The organism is Limnohabitans sp. 2KL-17 (assembly GCF_003063415.1).
Taxonomy (GTDB): domain Bacteria; phylum Pseudomonadota; class Gammaproteobacteria; order Burkholderiales; family Burkholderiaceae_C; genus Limnohabitans_A.
Genome location: NZ_NESK01000023.1, coordinates 22089 through 40547, shown reverse-complemented (window position 1 = coordinate 40547; position 18459 = coordinate 22089). Strand labels below are relative to the sequence as shown.

General features: G+C 61.0%; 18 protein-coding genes. 10 read left to right on the top strand and 8 right to left on the bottom strand.

Going from position 1 to position 18459, the window contains the following annotated elements; all coding sequences use genetic code 11:
* Positions 1-40: 40 nt before the first annotated feature.
* The 10 genes from B9Z45_RS12510 (at position 41) to B9Z45_RS12465 (ending at position 8968) form a co-directional block, all read left to right on the top strand.
* Entirely contained in the window at positions 41-760 is a 720-nt protein-coding gene (locus B9Z45_RS12510; protein ID WP_108407555.1) for an amino acid ABC transporter permease, read from the top strand.
* A gap of 1 nt (position 761) precedes the next feature.
* Positions 762-1430, top strand: a complete 669-nt coding sequence (locus B9Z45_RS12505) for an amino acid ABC transporter permease (protein ID WP_108407554.1) — start codon at positions 762-764, stop codon at positions 1428-1430.
* 27 nt (positions 1431-1457) lie between these two features.
* Complete coding sequence (locus B9Z45_RS12500; RefSeq protein WP_108407553.1) at positions 1458-2195, top strand: amino acid ABC transporter ATP-binding protein; 738 nt, start codon at positions 1458-1460, stop codon at positions 2193-2195.
* Positions 2196-2271: 76 nt separating this feature from the next.
* The gene (gene pyrC, locus B9Z45_RS12495; protein WP_108407552.1) at positions 2272-3309 is read left to right on the top strand and encodes a dihydroorotase; all 1038 of its coding nucleotides are present in this window, start codon (positions 2272-2274) and stop codon (positions 3307-3309) included.
* Positions 3310-3374: 65 nt separating this feature from the next.
* The gene (locus B9Z45_RS12490; RefSeq protein ID WP_108407582.1) at positions 3375-4151 is read left to right on the top strand and encodes a DUF3025 domain-containing protein; all 777 of its coding nucleotides are present in this window, start codon (positions 3375-3377) and stop codon (positions 4149-4151) included.
* Positions 4152-4221: 70 nt separating this feature from the next.
* Positions 4222-5097, top strand: a complete 876-nt coding sequence (gene htpX / locus B9Z45_RS12485) for a protease HtpX (RefSeq protein WP_108407581.1) — start codon at positions 4222-4224, stop codon at positions 5095-5097.
* A gap of 239 nt (positions 5098-5336) precedes the next feature.
* A complete protein-coding gene (locus B9Z45_RS12480) occupies positions 5337-6287 on the top strand; it encodes a DMT family transporter (protein ID WP_108407551.1) in 951 nt (316 codons plus the stop codon).
* A gap of 35 nt (positions 6288-6322) precedes the next feature.
* Positions 6323-7012 carry an ABC transporter ATP-binding protein gene (locus tag B9Z45_RS12475; protein ID WP_108407550.1) on the top strand — a complete coding sequence of 230 codons (690 nt, stop codon included), beginning with the start codon at positions 6323-6325 and terminating at the stop codon, positions 7010-7012.
* On the top strand, positions 7009-8322 hold the full coding sequence (locus B9Z45_RS12470) for an ABC transporter permease (RefSeq protein WP_108407549.1): 1314 nt from the start codon (positions 7009-7011) through the stop codon (positions 8320-8322). Before B9Z45_RS12475 ends, B9Z45_RS12470 begins: the two co-directional genes overlap by 4 nt.
* A gap of 22 nt (positions 8323-8344) precedes the next feature.
* On the top strand, positions 8345-8968 hold the full coding sequence (locus B9Z45_RS12465) for a DUF3299 domain-containing protein (RefSeq protein WP_108407548.1): 624 nt from the start codon (positions 8345-8347) through the stop codon (positions 8966-8968).
* A 50-nt stretch (positions 8969-9018) separates the two neighbouring features.
* Here B9Z45_RS12465 and B9Z45_RS12460 read toward each other — a convergent pair whose 3' ends face one another.
* From B9Z45_RS12460 to gspL, 8 genes are read right to left on the bottom strand one after another with little or no spacing between them, the layout of a single operon-like run.
* Positions 9019-9918, bottom strand: coding sequence for a 5'-nucleotidase (locus tag B9Z45_RS12460; protein WP_108407547.1), 900 nt, complete (start codon positions 9916-9918; stop codon positions 9019-9021).
* Between the two features lie 48 nt (positions 9919-9966).
* Positions 9967-11196: a type II secretion system inner membrane protein GspF gene (gene gspF / locus B9Z45_RS12455; protein ID WP_108407546.1), complete on the bottom strand. Its 1230-nt coding sequence runs from the start codon at positions 11194-11196 to the stop codon at positions 9967-9969.
* A 9-nt stretch (positions 11197-11205) separates the two neighbouring features.
* Positions 11206-12105 carry a hypothetical protein gene (locus B9Z45_RS12450; protein ID WP_158270426.1) on the bottom strand — a complete coding sequence of 300 codons (900 nt, stop codon included), beginning with the start codon at positions 12103-12105 and terminating at the stop codon, positions 11206-11208.
* Positions 12106-12119: 14 nt separating this feature from the next.
* Positions 12120-13526, bottom strand: coding sequence for a GspE/PulE family protein (locus B9Z45_RS12445; protein WP_108407544.1), 1407 nt, complete (start codon positions 13524-13526; stop codon positions 12120-12122).
* A 17-nt stretch (positions 13527-13543) separates the two neighbouring features.
* Positions 13544-15718: a type II secretion system secretin GspD gene (gspD, locus tag B9Z45_RS12440; RefSeq protein ID WP_108407580.1), complete on the bottom strand. Its 2175-nt coding sequence runs from the start codon at positions 15716-15718 to the stop codon at positions 13544-13546.
* Positions 15719-15761: 43 nt separating this feature from the next.
* Positions 15762-16616, bottom strand: coding sequence for a type II secretion system protein N (gene gspN / locus B9Z45_RS12435; RefSeq protein WP_199221900.1), 855 nt, complete (start codon positions 16614-16616; stop codon positions 15762-15764).
* On the bottom strand, positions 16613-17194 hold the full coding sequence (gspM, locus tag B9Z45_RS12430) for a type II secretion system protein GspM (protein ID WP_158270425.1): 582 nt from the start codon (positions 17192-17194) through the stop codon (positions 16613-16615). The genes gspN and gspM overlap by 4 nt, the downstream gene beginning before the upstream one ends.
* A complete protein-coding gene (gene gspL / locus B9Z45_RS12425) occupies positions 17191-18459 on the bottom strand; it encodes a type II secretion system protein GspL (protein WP_108407542.1) in 1269 nt (422 codons plus the stop codon). Before gspL ends, gspM begins: the two co-directional genes overlap by 4 nt.

Here is an 18459-nt window from a genome sequence, read left to right as displayed (position 1 = left end):
TTGTATCTCCAAGGTTTCCAGTTTGTAAAAGGCTAAAAAAATGACATGGGATTGGCAGGTCTTTTTGACCGATGACGGCAGTGGCCGCACTTATCTGGAATGGATGCTGGAAGCCTGGCGTTGGACGCTGGCCGTTGCAGGAAGTTCCTGGCTGGTGGCGATGGTGGTAGGTGCCGTGGTGGGTACTCTGCGCACCTTGCCTGGCCGGCCCGTTGTGGCGGCGCTGGCCAATGCCTGGGTGGAGTTGTTTCGCAATATTCCTTTGTTGGTGCAAATTTTCTTGTGGTACTTCGTGGTGCCCAAAATATTCCCAGCGTTCCAGCAAGTGCCAGGCTTTTTGCTGGTGGTGTTTGGGCTGGGTTTTTTCACCTCGGCGCGCATTGCCGAACAATTTCGAGCGGGCATTCAGGCTTTGCCCAAAGGTCAGCGTTATGCGGCCATGGCCATGGGTTTCACGACCGCACAGTCATACCGCTATGTGATTTTGCCCATGGCAGTTCGCATCATCTTGCCGCCGCTGACCAGCGAGTCGATGAATCTGCTGAAAAATTCCTCGGTTGCCTTTGCTGTGTCGATTGCGGAACTCACCATGTTTGCCATGCAGGCACAGGAAGAGACTTCTCGCGGCATTGAGGTGTACTTGGCCGTGACGGCGCTGTATGCCTTCTCAGCATTTTCCGTGAACAGGGTGTTTGCTGTGATTGAAAAGAAAATGCGCGTGCCTGGCTTCATCGTCTCGGCCGGAACGGGGGGGCATTGACATGTTGGGACTCGATTTTTCTTATTTTGATCTGGACGTCTTGCGCAAGTTCGTTTGGGGTGGGCTGGTGTTCAGTTTGCAACTGACCATCGCTGCCACCATCGGCGGCATGATCTTTGGCACCTTGCTGGCACTCATGCGCTTGTCGGGCAACAGAATACTGGCTGTGCCAGCCACTTTCTATGTGAACGGTATGCGCTCCGTGCCTTTGGTCATGGTGATCCTGTGGTTTTATTTGCTGATGCCGTTTTTGATCGGCAGACCCATTGGTGCCGAATGGTCGGCCATCATCACCTTTGTGGCCTTTGAGGCGGCGTATTTCAGCGAGATCATGCGCGCGGGCATCCAGTCCATTCCTCGTGGGCAGGTGTTTGCCGGTCAAGCCATGGGCATGACCTATGGGCAGAACATGCGCCTGGTCATCTTGCCCCAGGCCTTCAGAAACATGCTCCCAGTGCTGCTCACGCAGACCATCATCCTGTTTCAGGACACCTCGCTGGTCTATGCCATCGGGGCTTACGATTTGCTCAAGGGCTTTACCAACGCCGGCAAGATATATGGCCGTTCTGAAGAGGCTTATATCCTGGCCGCGGTCGTTTATTTTGTGATTTGTTTTGCACTGTCTTGGAGCGTGAAACGCTTGCAGGCCAGGATTGCCATCGTGCGTTGATGCGCGCATTGAAAGTGGGAAAAGAAAATGATTGAAATCAAAAATGTATCCAAATGGTATGGCCCAGTTCAGGTACTCAACGACTGCTCAGTCAGCATCAACAAGGGCGATGTCGTGGTGGTGTGCGGTCCTTCGGGCTCGGGCAAGTCCACCCTCATCAAAACCGTCAATGCGCTCGAGCCCGTACAACAAGGCAGCATCCATGTGGATGGCGTGTCCTTGATGGATGCAGGCACCGACTTGCCAAAACTGCGTTCGCGCGTTGGCATGGTGTTTCAGAGCTTTGAGCTGTTTCCGCACCTGTCGGTGACCGAGAACCTGACGATCGCCCAGATCAAGGTGCTGGGCCGATCTGAAGCTGAAGCCAAAGAGCGAGGCCTCAAGATGCTCGACCGCGTGGGCCTGCTGGCGCACAAGGACAAGTTTCCGGGGCAGTTGTCAGGCGGTCAGCAGCAGCGCGTGGCCATTGCGCGTGCCTTGTCGATGGACCCGATCGTCATGCTGTTTGACGAGCCCACGTCGGCGCTAGACCCCGAAATGGTGGGCGAAGTGCTGGATGTGATGGTGCAACTGGCCAACGAAGGCATGACCATGATGGTGGTCACGCACGAAATGGGCTTTGCACGCAAAGTGGCCAACCGCGTGATCTTCATTGACGTGGGCGGGCGCATCCTGGAAGACTGCTCCAAGGACGAGTTCTTCAACCAACCTGAAAACCGCCAGCCGCGCACCAAAGACTTCCTGAACAAGATCCTGCAACATTGATCGGGGCCTGCTGCCCCATCTCTGGCGCCGGTAGTGGTCATTCACCCTTAGCCACAGGTTTGAGACAATACGTCCCATGACCCAAGAAATTACCATCATTCGCCCGGACGACTGGCACCTGCATGTGCGCGACGGCGCAGCACTGAACGTTGTGGTGCCGCACACCGCAGCCCAGTTTGCTCGCGCCGTCATCATGCCCAACCTCAAGCCGCCGGTGACCACCGCCGAGCAGGCGCTGGCCTACAAGGCCCGCATCCTGGCCGCTGTGCCCAAAGGCATGGTGTTTGAGCCTCTGATGACGCTGTACCTGACCGACAACCTGGCCCCGGCAGAAATAGCCCGCGCCAAAGCGGCCGGTGTGCTGGCCTGCAAGCTGTACCCGGCGGGCGCCACCACCAACAGCGATGCGGGCGTGACCGATCTGCGCAAGATTTACCCCGTGCTCGAAGCCATGCAGCGCGAAGGCATGCTGCTGCTGGTGCACGGTGAAGTCACCTCGCCCGACATCGACCTGTTTGACCGTGAAGCGGTGTTCATCGAGCAGCAACTCAAGCCCTTGCGCCGTGATTTCCCTGCGCTCAAGATCGTGATGGAGCACATCACCACGGCTGAAGCCGCGCAGTACGTGGCCGAAGGCGATGCCCATCTGGGTGCCACCATCACCGCCCATCACCTGCTGTACAACCGCAACGCCATCTTCACTGGCGGCATTCGCCCGCATTACTACTGCCTGCCTGTGCTCAAGCGGGAAACGCACCGACTGGCGCTGGTCAAGGCGGCCACCTCGGGCAACCCACGTTTCTTTTTGGGCACCGACAGCGCACCGCACCCGGCACACCTGAAAGAGCACGCCACCGGTTGCGCGGGTTGCTACACCGCGCACGCGGCCATCGAGATGTACACCGAAGCCTTTGACCAGGCCGGCGCACTCGACAAACTGGAAGGCTTTGCCAGCTTGTTCGGGCCCGACTTTTACGGCTTGTCGCGCAACACCGGCCGCATCACGCTGCGCCGCGAAAGCTGGACACCCGCTGAAAGCTTTGCTTTGGGCGAGGCCGAGCTCAAGCCCCTGCGCTCAGGAGAAAGCTTGCCGTGGCGTCTGTTGACGGCCTGAGTCTGGGTCCGTCCCCCAACGCCGATTTGACAGACGGGCGCTGCGCCCAAAACCTTTTGCGTGGCGTGGCCGATATCGACTGGTCGGTTCCTTGGCTCAATGGTTGGCGAGGTGTGGGGGAGCCCATTGCACGTCAGATCAAGGCCGGCTGCCCGCAGCCCCAAGCGCTGAACGAGGCAGGCCTGGCGCCCGTGCGTTTTGTGCCGCAAGGCGACTTGCCCGAAGGCCAGGCGTATGAAGACTTCATCTTTGACCGTGGCCAGGTGCCTACCCGCGAAGGTCTGCACGATTTCTTCAACGCCCTGTGCTGGATGCATTTTCCGCAGACCAAAAAACGCTTGAACCAGCTGCAGGCCACAGAGATTGCCCGGGCTGGCGTGGGCCAGGTGCGCGGCCCGGTGCGCGATGCCGCCACCGTGTTCGACGAAAACGCCTTGCTGATCCAGCCCTCGGATGACTTGTGGGCGGCGCTGACAGAACACCGCTGGCAAGATGCGTTTGTGGGGCTGCGCGAAGCGTGGACAACCACCCGCTTGTGGACTTTTGGCCATGCCGCGCTTGAAAAAACGGTCCAGCCCTACAAGTCGATCACCGTGCACATGTGGCGGGTGCCCCCATCGGTGCGGCCGGGCGACATCGACGCCTGGTTGGCGCAGGACCTGAGCGCCGACAAGCTGTCATGCAAACCTTTCAGCCCCTTGCCCTTGTTGGGCGTTCCCGGGTGGTGGCCTGCCAACCAAGACCCGGCTTTCTACGATGACAGCAGCGTCTTCAGGCCCTGCCGCGTCAAGCCGCAGACTGAAAAACCGTACGCCGTTGAGGAAATCGTTCCCCCCGTTTGATTTTGCCCGGCAAGCCCCTAACATTCCCCCCAATGAACCCGCGCCTTTCGGGTTGAAAGTGAAAAAAACCATGAAACGAATTTTCTTGTTTGTCATGACCAACCTGGCCGTTGTGGTCGTGCTGGGCATCGTCGCCAACTTGCTGGGCGTGAACCGATTCCTCACGGCCAACGGCCTGAACCTTGGCGCACTGCTCGGTTTTGCGCTCATCATGGGCTTTGGGGGCGCCATCATCTCCTTGCTCATCAGCAAGCCCATGGCCAAGTGGACATCGGGTGTGAAGGTTATCAACCAGCCCGCCAATGCCGACGAAGCCTGGATCGTGGAGACCGTGCGCAAGTTCGCCGACAAGTCCGGCATCGGCATGCCCGAGGTCGGCATCTTTCCAGGCGACCCCAACGCCTTTGCCACTGGTGCTTTCCGCGACTCGGCCCTGGTGGCGGTGTCTACTGGCTTGCTGCAAAACATGACCCACGATGAAATCGAAGCCGTCATTGGCCACGAAATTGCGCACATTGCCAACGGCGACATGGTCACCATGACCCTGATTCAGGGTGTGATGAACACCTTTGTGGTGTTCATTTCTCGCGTGGTGGGTTACGCAGTGGACAGCTTTCTGCGCAAGGGCGACAGCGAAAACACGGGCCCCGGCATCGGCTATTTCGTGACCACCATCGTGATGGACATTCTGCTGGGCTTCGTGGCCGCCATCATCGTGGCCTGGTTCAGCCGTCAGCGCGAGTTTCGTGCTGACGCGGGTGCTGCAAAGCTTATGGGTCGCAAGCAGCCCATGATCAATGCACTGGCCCGCTTGGGTGGCGTGCACACCGCCGAGCTGCCCAAGAGCATGGCCGCCATGGGCATTGCCGGTGGCATCGGTCAGTTGTTCAGCACCCATCCACCCATTGAAGAACGCATTGCCGCGCTTCAGTCCAGCGCGCAATAAGCAGTCAATAAACAGGCAATCAGGCCCCTTAAGCCAAGTCTGGCCAAGCCAAGGCCCCGCTGGACGGGGCCTTTTTACTTGTTGCGCTGTACCTTGAGGGGCCAACTGTTCCATGGCAAATGCCAGTCCTTGATGGACAAAAATCTGCCATGCAGTCAAGGCGTAACCCAAGCGACTGGTGATCAGGGTGGCCCCATTTAAGATGGCCGAGTGACCGATCACCTCTTGTTCGGGCTTGCATGAAACCGCGCAAGCCCTTTTTCTTTTTTCTGCGTCAATGGGCGCTTGCGCACCGACGCAATCTGCGCACCTTTGCCGCCTGGCCTCCAGCCGTGCGAGGCATGGTCTGGATGGTCCTGGGGGGCCTGCTTTTTTCTTTGCTGAACACCGTGGCCCGCGAACTGACTTTGCATCTGGATGTTTACCAGTCGCAGTTCTTGCGTCATGTGTTTGGCCTGCTGGTCATCCTGCCCTGGGTGTTTCGGGATGGTTGGCGCACGTACATGCCCGTCAACATGGCTGGGCAGTTCTGGCGTGGTGGCGTGCACACCCTGGGCCTGATTTTGTGGTTCACCGCTTTGCCAAAAATCCCCTTGGCCGACATGACGGCCATCGGCTTCACCGGCCCGATTTTCATCATGATCGGGGCCGCCTGGTTTTTGGGTGAGCCCATGCGCAAAGACCGCTGGATTGCTGCCGTGATTGGTTTTGCCGGTGTGCTGGTGGTGGTCTTGCCCAAGATGTCGGGCGATGGGGGCTGGTACAACCTGGTCATGCTGGCCTCGTCGCCCGTATTTGCCGCCTCGTTCCTGATCACCAAAGCCCTGACCCGTTACGAAAAACCCGGCGTCATCGTGCTGTGGCAAGCCCTCACGGTCTCTGTGCTCAGCCTGCCCATGGCCTTGCCGCATTGGCAAATGCCCACCGCCATGCAATGGGTCGGTTTTGCCGCCACGGGGGTGCTGGGTACGCTGGCCCACTATTGCCTGACGCGGGCCTTTGCCATGGCCGATATCTCGGCCACCCAGTCGCTGCGCTTTTTGGACTTGGTCTGGGCTTCCATCCTGGGCTGGCTGGTGTTTGCCGATGTGCCCAGCCAGTCGACCTGGTTGGGCGCATTTGTGATTTTGTGGGCCACCGTGTGGATTGCCCGCCGCGAGGGCCGGAGAAAGATCCCCGCGCCCGATTGACAGGGTATATTGCCGCGTCAACACCGGGAGTTTTCGTGATCGATATTGAGCCACTGCGCTTTGCATGGACCCAAGGGGACGCTGACACGCTGGTGCTCGGGCGTTTGCACCTGGACCCAGGCCAAACCGTTTTTTTGTATGGCCCCAGCGGCTGTGGCAAAAGCACCTTGCTCGGACTTTTGTCCGGCGTTTTGTCGCCCCGTCAGGGTCGCGTGTCTTTGCTGGGGCAAGACTGGGCGGCTTTGCGTGCGGGCCAGCGCGATGCCTTTCGGGCCGACCATGTGGGGGTGATTTTTCAGCAGTTCAATCTGCTGCCTTACATGAGCGTGCTGGACAACGTGACACTGCCTTGCCGGTTTTCGGCCTTGCGGCTGCAGCGCTGCAAGTCCGCAGGGGGGCCGCAGGCATCGGCGCAAAGCTGGCTGCAACGCATGGGCTTGTCCGCCGATCTGTGGCCGCGTCGGGCCGATGCCTTGTCGGTGGGCCAGCAGCAGCGCGTGGCCGCCGCCCGTGCCCTGATCGGGCAACCCGAATTGATCTTGGCGGACGAGCCCACCTCGGCACTCGACGCCGCCTTGCGCCGCGACTTCATGGACCTTTTGTTGCAGGCTGCACGCGATGCCGGCAGCACCCTGGTGTGCGTCAGCCACGACGAGCAGCAAGCTGCGCGCTTTGATGTGCAATGGTCTTTGCCTGCATTGCAAACCGCAGGGGGCCTCGCATGAACAGCTTGCTGGGCATCGCCCGCCGAAGTGCCTGGAACCGGCGCAGCACCCTGGTTTGGGTGGTGGTGTCGCTGGCGCTGGCCACCGCTTTGCTCTGGACGCTGGAGCGTTTGCGGCACGACATTCGCACCAGTTTTTCACAATCGGTCAGTGGCGTTGATTTGATCGTGGGCGCTCGCAGCAGCCCGGTGCAGCTGATGCTGTTTTCGGTGTTTCACCTGGGCAGCGTCCCGCAAACCATGTCGATGGACAGCGTGCGCGCCCTGTCGCAGCACCGCTCGGTGTCGTGGGTGGTGCCCTTGAGCCTGGGCGACTCGCACCGTGGCTTTCCGGTGCTGGGCACCACACCCAATTATTTCCAGCACTTTGCCTACGGCGACAAGCAACCACTACAGTTGCAGCAAGGCCAGGTGTTTGCAGGCACGCTGGATGGTTTGTACGAAGCGGTGATCGGCGCCGAGGTGGCGCGCCAATGGGGCTATGGCCTGGGGCAAAACATCACCTTGGCGCATGGCCTGCACGACCACGACCATGACCACGACCCGGCTCATGAAAACGCTGCAGACAAAGCCGATGACCATGCCGACAAGCCTTTCAAGGTGGTGGGCATTTTGGCGCCCACCGGCACGCCCGTTGACCGCACCGTGCATGTGAGCCTTCAGGCCCTGGAAGCCTTGCACCTCGACTGGGCCGGGGGCACGCCTTTGCCGGGCGGGCAGATCCCCGCCAACATGGCGCGCAAGTTCAACCTGGAGCCCCTAGAGGTCACAGCCGCTTTGGTCGGCCTCAAGAGCCGTGCAGCGGTGTTCAATGTGCAGCGCTTTGTGAATGTTTACGAGGCCGAAGCCCTGATGGGGGTGATGCCAGGTGTGGCCTTGGGCGAGTTGTGGTCGGTGCTGGGCATGGGCGAAAACGCCTTGCTGGCCGTGTCTGCTTTGGTGGCTTTGGTCAGCGTGGTCTCGCTCATGGCGGTGGTGCTGGCGGGCTTGAATGAGCGTCGACGCGAACTGGCGGTGCTGCGCGCGGTGGGGGCAGGGCCGCGTCACGTGCTGGGCCTGCTGACCTTAGAGGGTTTGTGGGTCACAAGCGCAGGGGTGTTCGCAGGCCTGTTGTTGGCCCAAGGTGGCATGCTGCTGGCCACGCCCTGGCTGCAAAACGCCCTGGGCATTCGTTTGCAGATGGCGGCGCCTTTGCCCTCGCAACTGGCTTTGGCGGCTTGTGTGTTGCTGGCGGGCATGTTGGCCAGCCTGGGGCCTGCCTGGCGGGCTTACCGGCTGTCTTTGGCCGATGGCCTGTCGCCGCGTGTTTGAATCCAAATTAAAGGAGTCGGCCATGAAAAAAACAAAGCGATTCGGGTTTGGCTTGTGCATTTTGAGCGGGCTGTTGGCAGGGCACGCCACGGCGCAAAGCCTGCGTGACACCGTGCGCGAAACGGTGCCACAAGTACAACCCGCTTTGTCGGCAGGGCCTGCGTCCCAAGGCGCTGGCCTGCCCGGTCCAACCCGCAGCATTGGCTGGGAGCAGCTGATTCCTGCAGGTTGGGACCCTTACAAAGACCTCAAGGCGCTGAACCTGGATGGCTTGAAAGACAACGACCCCAAGGCCGAAGAGGCGCTCAAAAAAATGCGCCAGATGTGGGATAACGCGCCCATCAACCCGATGATTTTGGGCCAGAGCGTGCGCCTGCCGGGCTTCATGGTGCCCCTGGAAGACCTGCCTGAAGGCACCAAAGAGTTTTTGCTGGTGCCCTACTTTGGCGCCTGCGTGCATTCACCGCCGCCCCCGGCTAACCAGATCGTGCACGTGGTGCTCGACAAACCCACCAAGCGCTTTCGCCTCATGGACACCCTGTGGGTGACAGGCGCCTTGAGTGCGACCAAGACCGACTCGCACATGGGCGTGGCCAGTTACCGGCTGGATGCCAAGCTGGTGGCGCCCTTCACAGAGAAAAAATAAGAGGCTAACCCGTACAAGGTTCTCCCTTTAAGCGGTCTGTCTGCGGTGGCTCATACCGGGTTGGAAACGCCAGAGGCCACATGGCCCGAAGGCACGTGGCGCGCAGCCGACTCGATGTGCCCGGTCTGGTCGTCAAAGAAAAAGTCGGGCTCGAACTCGCGCAGAAATTCGCCCTTGGGCAGGCCGCCCAAAAACATGGCTTCGTCCACTTCGATGTTCCAGTCCATCAGCGTGCGGATGGCGCGCTCGTGGGCGGGCGCGCTGCGGGCCGTGACCAATGCGGTGCGAATTCGCATGGCGGGCGTGCCCTCTTGCTGCAACCTTTGGAGGGCGGCCAGCAAAGGCTTGAAGGGGCCCGCCAACAAAGGTTGCCCGGCTTTGTCACGCTCGTGCGCCTGAAAAGCCGACAAGCCTTCGGCCTGAAAAACACGCTCGGCTTCGTCGGAAAACAGCACGGCATCACCGTCAAAGGCGATGCGCACTTCGTTCGGGTGCGCCTCGGAGGCCAGGGCCGAATGCGGGTAGACCTGTGCAGCAGGAACCCCTGCGCCCAGTGCCGCCCGCACATCCGATAAATGGGCTGACAAAAACAGGTTGGCATTCAGGGGCTTGAGGTAACGCCACGGCGGCTGGCCCCGGGTGAAGCTGCCGCGCTGGATGGCCAGGCCGTAGTGCTGCGCCGAACGAAACACCCGCATGCCCGAGACCGGGTCGTTGCGCGACAGGATGACCACCTCCACCCGCTGTGCATCCGCATCGTTGAAGGCCAACAACTTGCGCACCAGAGAAAACGCCACCCCGGGTTTTGCCGGCGCTTCCAGCCGATCGAGTTGCAGCTTCATGTAAGCCCGGTCATCGCCTTGCTCGAAGAGACGATTTTCTTCTTCAAAGTCGAACAAGGCCCGCGATGAAATCGCAACGACCAACTGACCTTCTAGGGATGCGGGCATGGGGGGTCTCTTTCTAAATTTGGCGGCTGCACGTATCTTCTGGACGGGTCACTTGACCCAGTGATTGAGTTCCATGATCGGCATCAGCACCGCCAGCACGATCAGCATGACCATGCCCCCCATGGCGACGATCAGCAGGGGTTCGAGCACGGTGGCCAGAGCCATGGCGCGGCGCTGCACTTCAGACGAGAGTTGCGTGGCGGCCCGTTGCAGCATGGCGGGCAGCTGCCCCGTTTGTTCACCCAGACGGGCAAACATCGACAGCAGACCCGGAAAGCGGGCGTTTTGGGCCAGCGCGGTACCCAGCGGTGCGCCTTCGCGCACGCGCACCAGGGCTTCCAGCGCATCGGCCCGAAGTGCCTGGTTGGACAAGGTGTCTGCCGCAGCCTGCAAGGCTTTCAGGATGGGTACGCCTGCCGCAGTGAGCATGGCCAGGGTGGAGGCAAAGCGCGCGCTGTTGTAGCCTCGCGCCAATCGACCGATCAAGGGCAGTTGCAGCCAGGCGGCGTCAAAGCGCAGACGCAGGGCGTCTTGCCGCAAGGCCAGTCTGCCGCCGATCACGCCAGCTGCACCGAGCAAAAGAATGGCCCAACCCCAAGTGCGCACAAAGTCGCTGATGGCCAGCATGGCCACGGTCAACAGGGGCAGTTGGCGTTTGGAGCCTGCAAAAACACCCGCCACCTGAGGCACCACCGACGTCACCAAAAAAATCACGATCGCCAGCGCCACCAGGCTCACGATGGCCGGGTACAGCGAGGCCGACAGCAGTTTGGAGCGCAGCACTTGCTGGTCTTCCAGGTCGTTGGCCAATTGGTTCAGCACATCGCCCAAGTGACCGCTTTCTTCGCCAGCAGCGATCACGGCCCGGTCAATCGCTGGAAACTCGCCTGGGTAGAGCCCCAAGGCGCGACCGAGGCTGCTGCCCGAATTCACTTCGGCCCGAATGGCCGCCATGAGCTGGCGCTGTTTGTCGTGTTCTGATTCTTCTGCCAATGCAGTCAGTGCGCGTTCGATCGGCAAGCCACTGCTCACAAGGCCTGCCAATTGGCGAGTCCAGACAGCGCGCTGGCTGGTGCTGAAAGCGCGGTTGTTCCCGATGGGCCGCTGCCACCAGGGCAGCAGTTTGTCGCTTGTGTCAGAGGCAATGGCTTCCACCACCAGGGGCACCAGGGATTGCGAGCGCAGTTGCGTCCTGGCCGACTTCAGGCTGTCGGCCTCGACCACACCCTTGCGCGTGGCACCATCGGCTTGCAGGGCTTCAAAACGGTAGGCGGGCATCTTGGCTAATCAGTGGCTGAAATAAATAACACCCAGTTGGCCGGCAAAGCCTTGTGGACCTCTCACAGGGGTTGCAGGTGAGATCAGGCGGCTGGTGCTGACTTGGGAATAAAAGGCCCACTTGGGCGACCAACGTTGCCGGTAAGTGATTTGTGCCCCCCAAATGCCCAGGCCTGCAGTCTGGCGCAGTGCCGAGCCTTCAGTGCGGGCCGCATCGGTTTGCCAATGGGACGCTGTGGCCCAGGTGGTGTAGGCGCTCAGCAACAAGGCGCTGTCCTTGTCCAGTGTTTTGCGATAGGTCAGCGTGGGCGACAAAGTCGTGCCATCACCACGTTTGAGCAGGTCTTGTGTCATGTTCATGCCCAGAATCCAGCGCCTGTTGAGGCTGTAATTGAGGCTTGCGCTGACACGCAATGTTTTGCGTCCTGCTTTGAAAGCATCGAATGTGGCGTCTTGGTCCAGGTTGAGCACGCTGGCTGACAAGGCGGTTTGCCATTGGCTGTCTTTCATCCAGTCATAGGTCAGGTTGCTGTCCTGTAGCGCCTGGCCAAATTGTGGCCAGGTCTGGCTGTCGACGGCGCCAACACGCCAGCGGCCATAGCGAAGGCCCAGGGTAGGGCGCAACTCCAGCCCGTTGAATTGGCGCAGGTCACCGATGTCCAGCTTGGTTCCCAGGCTGTAGGTCCAGGGCGAAGGGGGGTTGACTGGCTCGGTGTTTTCAGCCACGCTGCTTTTTGCCCCGGTGTTTTCGGCAGAAGGCGCCTCTTGCGAGCAAGCCAGTCCAGCGCCCAAAGTGTTGCTGCCCAGCATGAAGAAGATGGCCAGAGAATGTTGGCGCATTTGTGGCGCAGTCAGTCCCGCCCTGCGAGTCGGTCGGGAGGCGCTGCGTGTGACTGCTGTGGCATTCATGGCATGCCTTGCGCTCAGTCGCGCGTGACGCGCAACAGCTCTTCGGCACTGGTGATGCCCGCATCGACCAGGCGTTGCCCATCTTGTCGCATCAGCACCATGCCTTGCTGCAAGGCGGTCGCACGCAGTTCGGATTCTGCGGCACGGTTGTGGATTTGGGCACGTATCTCGTCACTGGCCACCAGCAATTCAAAAATGCCTGTGCGCCCTGCGTAGCCCGTCTGGCCGCAGGCCTCGCAGCCTGCACCGTGGCAGTTGTTGCAGCGTTTGCGAACTAGGCGTTGTGCCAACACGCCGAGCAAAGACGAGCTCAGCAAAAACGGCTCGACCCCCATGTCGGTCAGGCGGGTCACTGCGCTGGCGGCATCGTTGGTGTGCAGCGTGGCCAGCACCAGGTGGCCCGTGAGCGAGGCCTGAATCGCGATTTGTGCAGTTTCAAAATCGCGGATTTCACCAATCATGATGACATCGGGGTCTTGCCGCAGGATGGCGCGCAAGGCTTTGGCAAAACTCAGGTCGATCTTGGCGTTCACCTGGGTCTGGCCCACGCCTGAAAGCTCGTATTCAATCGGGTCTTCGACCGTCATGATGTTGTTGCGTGAGGCATCCAGGCGCTGCAATGCCGCATACAGGCTGGTGGTTTTACCCGAGCCCGTGGGGCCCGTCACCAGCAAGATGCCGTGCGGCTGGCCGATCAACTGGTCGACCTGGTGCAGCATTTGGCCTTGCATGCCCACGGCCTCAAGGGTCAGCCGGGCTTCGCTTTTGTCGAGCAGGCGCAGCACGGCGCGTTCGCCGTGGGCGCTGGGCAAGGTGGACACCCGCACGTCGACCGCACGGCTGCCCAAGCGAAGGCTGATGCGTCCGTCTTGCGGGAGTCGTTTTTCGGCAATGTCGAGTTCGGCCATGATTTTCAGGCGCGAAATCAGTGCAGCGTGCAGCGCCCGGTTGGGTTGTACCACCTCGCGCAGCGTGCCATCTATGCGAAAACGCACACTCGAATGGCGCTCATAAGGCTCGATGTGGATGTCGCTGGCCCCATCACGGGCGGCCTGCGTGAGCAGGGCGTTGAGCATGCGGATGATGGGGGCGTCGTCGCTGGCTTCCAGCAGGTCTTCCACAGCGGGCAGTTCCTGCATCATGCGCGACAGATCGGCTTCGGACTCAACCTCATTGACCACGGCAGCGGCCGTCGACGAGCTGTTGGCCAACCCGCCTGAGTAGGCCTGGTTGATGCGTTGCGCCAGTTCGGTGGAGGTGCTGTGCAGCACGAGAAAACCCTGCACAGCGAATTTTCTTGTGACTTCAGACAAGGCAGACCGGTCGCTGTTTTCGCACAAGCTCAGGCACAGCCGCTGGCCATCGTCTTCCAGCAGCAGACGGTGCGTGCGGGCAAAGGCATAGGGCAGGGGATAGAGCATGGGGCAGGCCAGGAGGGTCAGGGTTTGGCGGGCTGGGGTGCGGCATCGGGCGCTGGCGCAGAGGCTGCATTGCCGGAGCCGATGGGCGGCAACACAGCTGAGCCGCTGATGGGCAAGAGGCCTGTTTCAGCGGGCTGGAAGCCTTGCTGGTTCATGCGCATTTGCTCATAGCGGCCCAAGGACAGGGCCTCAGTGGCCGCACCATCTCGCACCACCACGGGCCGCAAGAACACCATCAGGTTGGTTTTTTTGCGACTGCGTGCTTCCGACTTGAAGAGGTTGCCGAAAATGGGCAGGTCGCCCAGGCCGGGTACCTTATCTTGGCTGTTGGTGGTGTCGTCTTGCAGCAAGCCGCCCAGCACGATGATGGAGCCATCGTCCACCAGCACATTGGTTTCAATGGAGCGTTTGTTAGTGATCAGGCCTGCACTGGACGAGCTTTTGCTGTCTATGCTGCTGACTTCCTGGAAAATTTGCAACTTCACGGTGCCGCTTTCACTGATCTGGGGTTTGACCCTCAGCGTCAGGCCCACGTCTTTGCGTTCGATGGTCTGGAAGGGGTTGACCGCGCCGCTGTTGCTGTTGTTGGCCGTGTATTGGCCTGTGACAAAAGGCACATTTTGACCAATCACGATCTTGGCTTCTTCGTTGTCCAGGGTCAGCAAGTTGGGCGTGGACAACACGTTGGCATCGCCGTTGGCTTGCAGAAAGCGAGCCAGTGCGCCCAAGGCCAAGGCCCCGTTGCGTTGTTGGCCCAAGGCTATGTTAAGGCCAGTCGAAGCCACCACCTTTCCCGTAGCAGCCCCCGCAGCCAGGTCGAGCAAATTTGTCCCCACGCCCCTTTGATTTGCGCCGCCAGAAAAGTTGGTGCCCAGTACACCTACGGTATTGCTGCCTGTGCCCGTGCCGGTTAGCCACTGCACGCCAAAATCAGCGGCTTTGTCGGCGCTGACCTCAGCGATCAGGCTTTCCACAAATACCTGAGCCCGGCGCTGGTCGAGCATGTCGATCACGGCGCGCAACTGGCGGTATTGCGGCTGGGGCGCGGTGATGATGAGCGCGTTGGTGGCCGGGTCGGCCTGGATCTGCCCACCCGTCGATGGCTGAGCGCTGGCAGCACTTGCACCTGGGGCAGATAGGCCAGCCCCAGAGGTTGTTGGGCTGACCGACCCACTCGCCGGGTTGCTGCCTTGCGCTGTCATGGCGGCGCGCAGCGTGGTGGCCAGTTTGGTCGCGTCGGCATTTTTCAGATACACCACGTGGATGTTGCCACTCGCTGCGCCTGCGCCTGTGGCATTGGGCTGGTCGAGTTGCTCGGCCAATGAACGCGTCAGTGCCAAGCGCGCCGGGTTGGCGGCACGAACGATCAGCGAGTTGGTGCGGGTCTCGGCCAGTACTGTGGTCTTGAACAAATTGTCGGTCTGTCCTTGGGCTGCTGGTGCGCCAGCAGCGGCACCCGAGTCGATCAGTCGTTGCAGCATGGGGGCCAGGTCGGCGGCAATGCCATGCTTCAGCCGAATCACCTCCACGCCTGTGGCATTGGCCACATCCAAAGCGGCAATGATGCGCCCCAAGCGCTGCAGGTTGTCGCCGTAGTCGGTGATCACCAGCGCATTGGTGCCGGGGTTCACGTTGATGGTGTTGTTGGGGCTGATGAGCGGGCGCAACACCGGCACCAGGTTGTTGGCGTTTTCGTGGTTCAGCCTGAAAATTTGCGTGACGATTTGGCCGCTGCTGGCGGGCACAGGCCCGGCTGAAACCGCGCTGCTTTGCAACTTGGCTTCGGCCTCGGGCAGCACGGTGTAAAGCCCTGCAGATTCGACCAAGGCAAAACCCTGTGTGCGCAGTTGTGCGGCAAACAAACGCAGTGCCTGGGCTGGTGGCACGGGCAAGTTGCTGGACAGCGACATCGTGCCCTTGACCCGGGGGTCCACCACCACGTTGTATCCCGACAAAGTGGCCAGCGTGCGGGCCACTGCATCGATTTCGGCATTGACAAAATTGAGCGTGACCGGCTCTTTGTGGCGTGCGTTTAACGCCGGAGGTTTGGCCACCGGGTCGTCTTTGGCAGCAGGGGTCTGGGCTTGCGCCACTGAGCCAGCCAGACACGCGCAGGTCAGGGCGAAAAGTCGCCAGCGAGCAGGCTTTGACAAAGGCTCGGACAGATGGGTGGGGAATGTTTTGGCGTGCATGGTGTGAATGGCGTGCAACAGGTGAGGCAGAGGTTGTGGGGGCTCATCCCAGGAAAATCAGGCTGCGCGTGCCTTGGCGGCGGCCCAGGATGTTCAGCAAATTGTTCAATGCCGGTTCATGGCCTTCTTGCGCACGGGCTTCACCGGTAAAGCGCAGCCGCGCACCCACCCATTGGCCTTCCCCGCTGATGAGCAACGGCCCTTGCTGGGTGCTCAGTTGCAGGCTGGGGGTGGGCGTTCCCTCGGGTGTGCCGCGCAGTTGCAGCTGGTAGCTGCCAATGGGCTTGATGGGGCTCAGACGCGAGGACAGGTTTTGCACGTGCAACTCGGCCAGGCCTTTCATTTGCATTCGCCCTTGAGCCCATTGCAGTTGCAGGGATCGGGTCTGTAGTTGCAGCTGGCCATCGGGTTGCAGGGTGTTCCAGGGTGCCCCCAATCCGGTCAGCAAGGCAGCAGGCCATTGAGAGCTGTGGTCACTGGATTGAACCTGCCAGGTCGACCAACCCGCATGCACCTGCAAATTGGCGGCTTGGGCCATGCAGCAGTCGGCCAGCCAGCCCAATTGCAGGCCAGTCCAGGCGGGTTTCAGTGTCCAGTGCAGTCGGCCGGGCAGGGCTTGTGGGTCGCGGCTGCCTGTGCCGCCAGACAGCGCCAGTTGGGCCGAGCCTGCCCATACCGAGCCACGTGGATCGAGCCATTGCACCTGGCCTTGGCTGGCTTGTGCCACGCCCCAGGCCAACCAACGGGCAGGTGCCCAAATCAGAAGGGCCACGCCCATGCCCAGCAAGGCGCCCCATGCCGCATAGCCCCAAGCCGGCCGGGCACTTGCTGGGCCAGTGTGGGCGCTCTTGTGATGGCTTGGCTTGGCAAGAGTCAGCTGTGATTCAAGGGCGTTCATGGCAATCGCAGCACCACGGTGCCTCGCAAAAGTACCGCGTTTTGGGCGGTGTTGGGGGTGATGGTGTTGATGGCCGTGTTGTTGTCTGTTTTGCTCTTGCCCTTGGGGAGAGCGGCGGCGGCATCCCGGCTGTGTTGCAGTTGCGCCTGGATGGGCAAGGCCAAAGCGCGTTCACGTGCCAGACTGAGCCAGCGTGCCACAGCCTCGGCTGGGGCGGCGTCCAGGCTCAGGGTGGCCCGATCGCCTTGCACGCTGATTTTGGCGCCCGCGCCCAATTCGGATGTACTTTTTTCAAGCCACTGAACCGATTCGTTGCGGCTGATCAGGGTCGATTTTTGCAGGCTTTTGGCTTGCGCCTGCAGCCTTTGCATGGTCTGGGTTTGCGTGTCGAGGCGGGCTTGCTGTGCGGGGGCTTCTTGCCAGGTACGCAGTGCCGGGGCCAACGCCAGGCCCCACAAGCCGGCCAGCACAAAGACCGGCGCGCCCACACCCAAGAGTCCTTTTTCGCGTGGGCTGCGTTGCCCCCAGGCTTGGTGCCAAGCCGAGCGCAACTGCTGCCAAGTGGATGGCGTGTTCATGGCTTGGCCTCTGCGCTTGGCGCAACCGTCATCAGCCATGCGTCACCCTCGGCGCGCCATCGGTAGCCGCTGTTGCCCAGCGTTTTTTGCAAAGTTTGTTGTTGTGCGCTGCTCGGCTTGAAGTCTTGCACGCGCAACTGACCGGGTTGATAAGTCCATTGGCGTGGCGCAGCTAATCCGGGCGGCAGGGCTTGCCCGAGGCTCCCCAGCATGGCCTCCAGGTCGTTGGGGGTGAGTTGGCCCGATGCCTGGCGCAGCCGCTCGACTTCTCGGGCCATTTGCAAGGGCGCATCGACCACTACCTGGGTTTGGGGAAAGGATTCGCGCAACATCGCGGTCCAATTTTGTTGCTGGGTTTGCCAGTCGGCGCGTGTCTTCCAGGCCCAGGCATTGAGCCCGACCAACTGGCTGGCCAGCAACAGCCACAGGCCCCAACGTGTGGGGCGCCACGCAGGGCTGTGCCAAAAGGTGCTGACAGCGCGCTGCACGTTTTTGATTTGGCGCGAGCGGGCATTGGCGCGCAAGTCAAATTGCGCCAAATCCCAATCAGAGGACATGGCCGCGAGCCAGTGCTGACCAGGCGCTATCAGCCGTGCTGTTTCGCCCATAAATTCTGAGGTCCAAGCCACCACACCCGGCTCGGCCTGGATGTCGATGCTTTGTCGGTCTTCGGCCGTCAGGCCAAGTGACTTGTTTGCGTTTTGCGAATGCAGTGCCTGCAAGGGTTGCCCCCACACGCCGCGCTCTGGATGGGTCACCCACAGCCAGCCGGTGTCGGCCTCGCCCAAGCCGGTTACTTGCAGTTGTGCGTCAAATGCCAGGGCACCAGAAGGGTTGAATTCGGGCACGATGCGATGCACCGTGAGCCCTGCCTGTTCCAGGGCCTGAATATGCGCGGTGAGCCAGTTGCGCGCACAGACGACCACCCAGGGGTTGGGCGTGTCTTTCCAGCCGGGTTGCAGGGCCATGTGCAATTGCGCGGGGTCGTCCAGCAAACGGTCTTCCAGCAAGCCTTGCAAGGCCGATTGAAGTTTTGCGGAATGCGCTTGCAGCCCGGGCGGCAAGTCCACCCGGTGCCAGGAGATGGCTGTTGCAGGCAGCAAGGCCAGCACTTCGGTTTGCCGGTCTGCAGCGGGCAGCAAACTGGCAGCAGCCCGTTGTATGACCAGGGGTTTTGCACCCGGTTCTGTCTGCACCACCGCGTGGGGATACGACAGGGTGGGGCTGGGCAGGCCAAGTGGCAGTTGAATGATCAGGGTGCGCAT

Bases quoted from the DNA above. Each gene is read 5' to 3' on its own strand.
- B9Z45_RS12510 (WP_108407555.1), top strand. From the start codon at position 41: ATGACATGGGATTGGCAGGTCTTTTTGACCGATGACGGCAGTGGCCGC.
- B9Z45_RS12505 (WP_108407554.1), top strand. From the start codon at position 762: ATGTTGGGACTCGATTTTTCTTATTTTGATCTGGACGTCTTGCGCAAG.
- B9Z45_RS12500 (WP_108407553.1), top strand. From the start codon at position 1,458: ATGATTGAAATCAAAAATGTATCCAAATGGTATGGCCCAGTTCAGGTA.
- pyrC (WP_108407552.1), top strand. From the start codon at position 2,272: ATGACCCAAGAAATTACCATCATTCGCCCGGACGACTGGCACCTGCAT.
- htpX (WP_108407581.1), top strand. From the start codon at position 4,222: ATGAAACGAATTTTCTTGTTTGTCATGACCAACCTGGCCGTTGTGGTC.
- B9Z45_RS12480 (WP_108407551.1), top strand. From the start codon at position 5,337: ATGAAACCGCGCAAGCCCTTTTTCTTTTTTCTGCGTCAATGGGCGCTT.
- B9Z45_RS12470 (WP_108407549.1), top strand. From the start codon at position 7,009: ATGAACAGCTTGCTGGGCATCGCCCGCCGAAGTGCCTGGAACCGGCGC.
- B9Z45_RS12465 (WP_108407548.1), top strand. From the start codon at position 8,345: ATGAAAAAAACAAAGCGATTCGGGTTTGGCTTGTGCATTTTGAGCGGG.
- B9Z45_RS12460 (WP_108407547.1), bottom strand. From the start codon at position 9,918: ATGCCCGCATCCCTAGAAGGTCAGTTGGTCGTTGCGATTTCATCGCGG.
- gspF (WP_108407546.1), bottom strand. From the start codon at position 11,196: ATGCCCGCCTACCGTTTTGAAGCCCTGCAAGCCGATGGTGCCACGCGC.
- B9Z45_RS12450 (WP_158270426.1), bottom strand. From the start codon at position 12,105: ATGAATGCCACAGCAGTCACACGCAGCGCCTCCCGACCGACTCGCAGG.
- B9Z45_RS12445 (WP_108407544.1), bottom strand. From the start codon at position 13,526: ATGCTCTATCCCCTGCCCTATGCCTTTGCCCGCACGCACCGTCTGCTG.
- gspD (WP_108407580.1), bottom strand. From the start codon at position 15,718: ATGCACGCCAAAACATTCCCCACCCATCTGTCCGAGCCTTTGTCAAAG.
- gspN (WP_199221900.1), bottom strand. From the start codon at position 16,616: ATGAACGCCCTTGAATCACAGCTGACTCTTGCCAAGCCAAGCCATCAC.
- gspM (WP_158270425.1), bottom strand. From the start codon at position 17,194: ATGAACACGCCATCCACTTGGCAGCAGTTGCGCTCGGCTTGGCACCAA.
- gspL (WP_108407542.1), bottom strand. From the start codon at position 18,459: ATGCGCACCCTGATCATTCAACTGCCACTTGGCCTGCCCAGCCCCACC.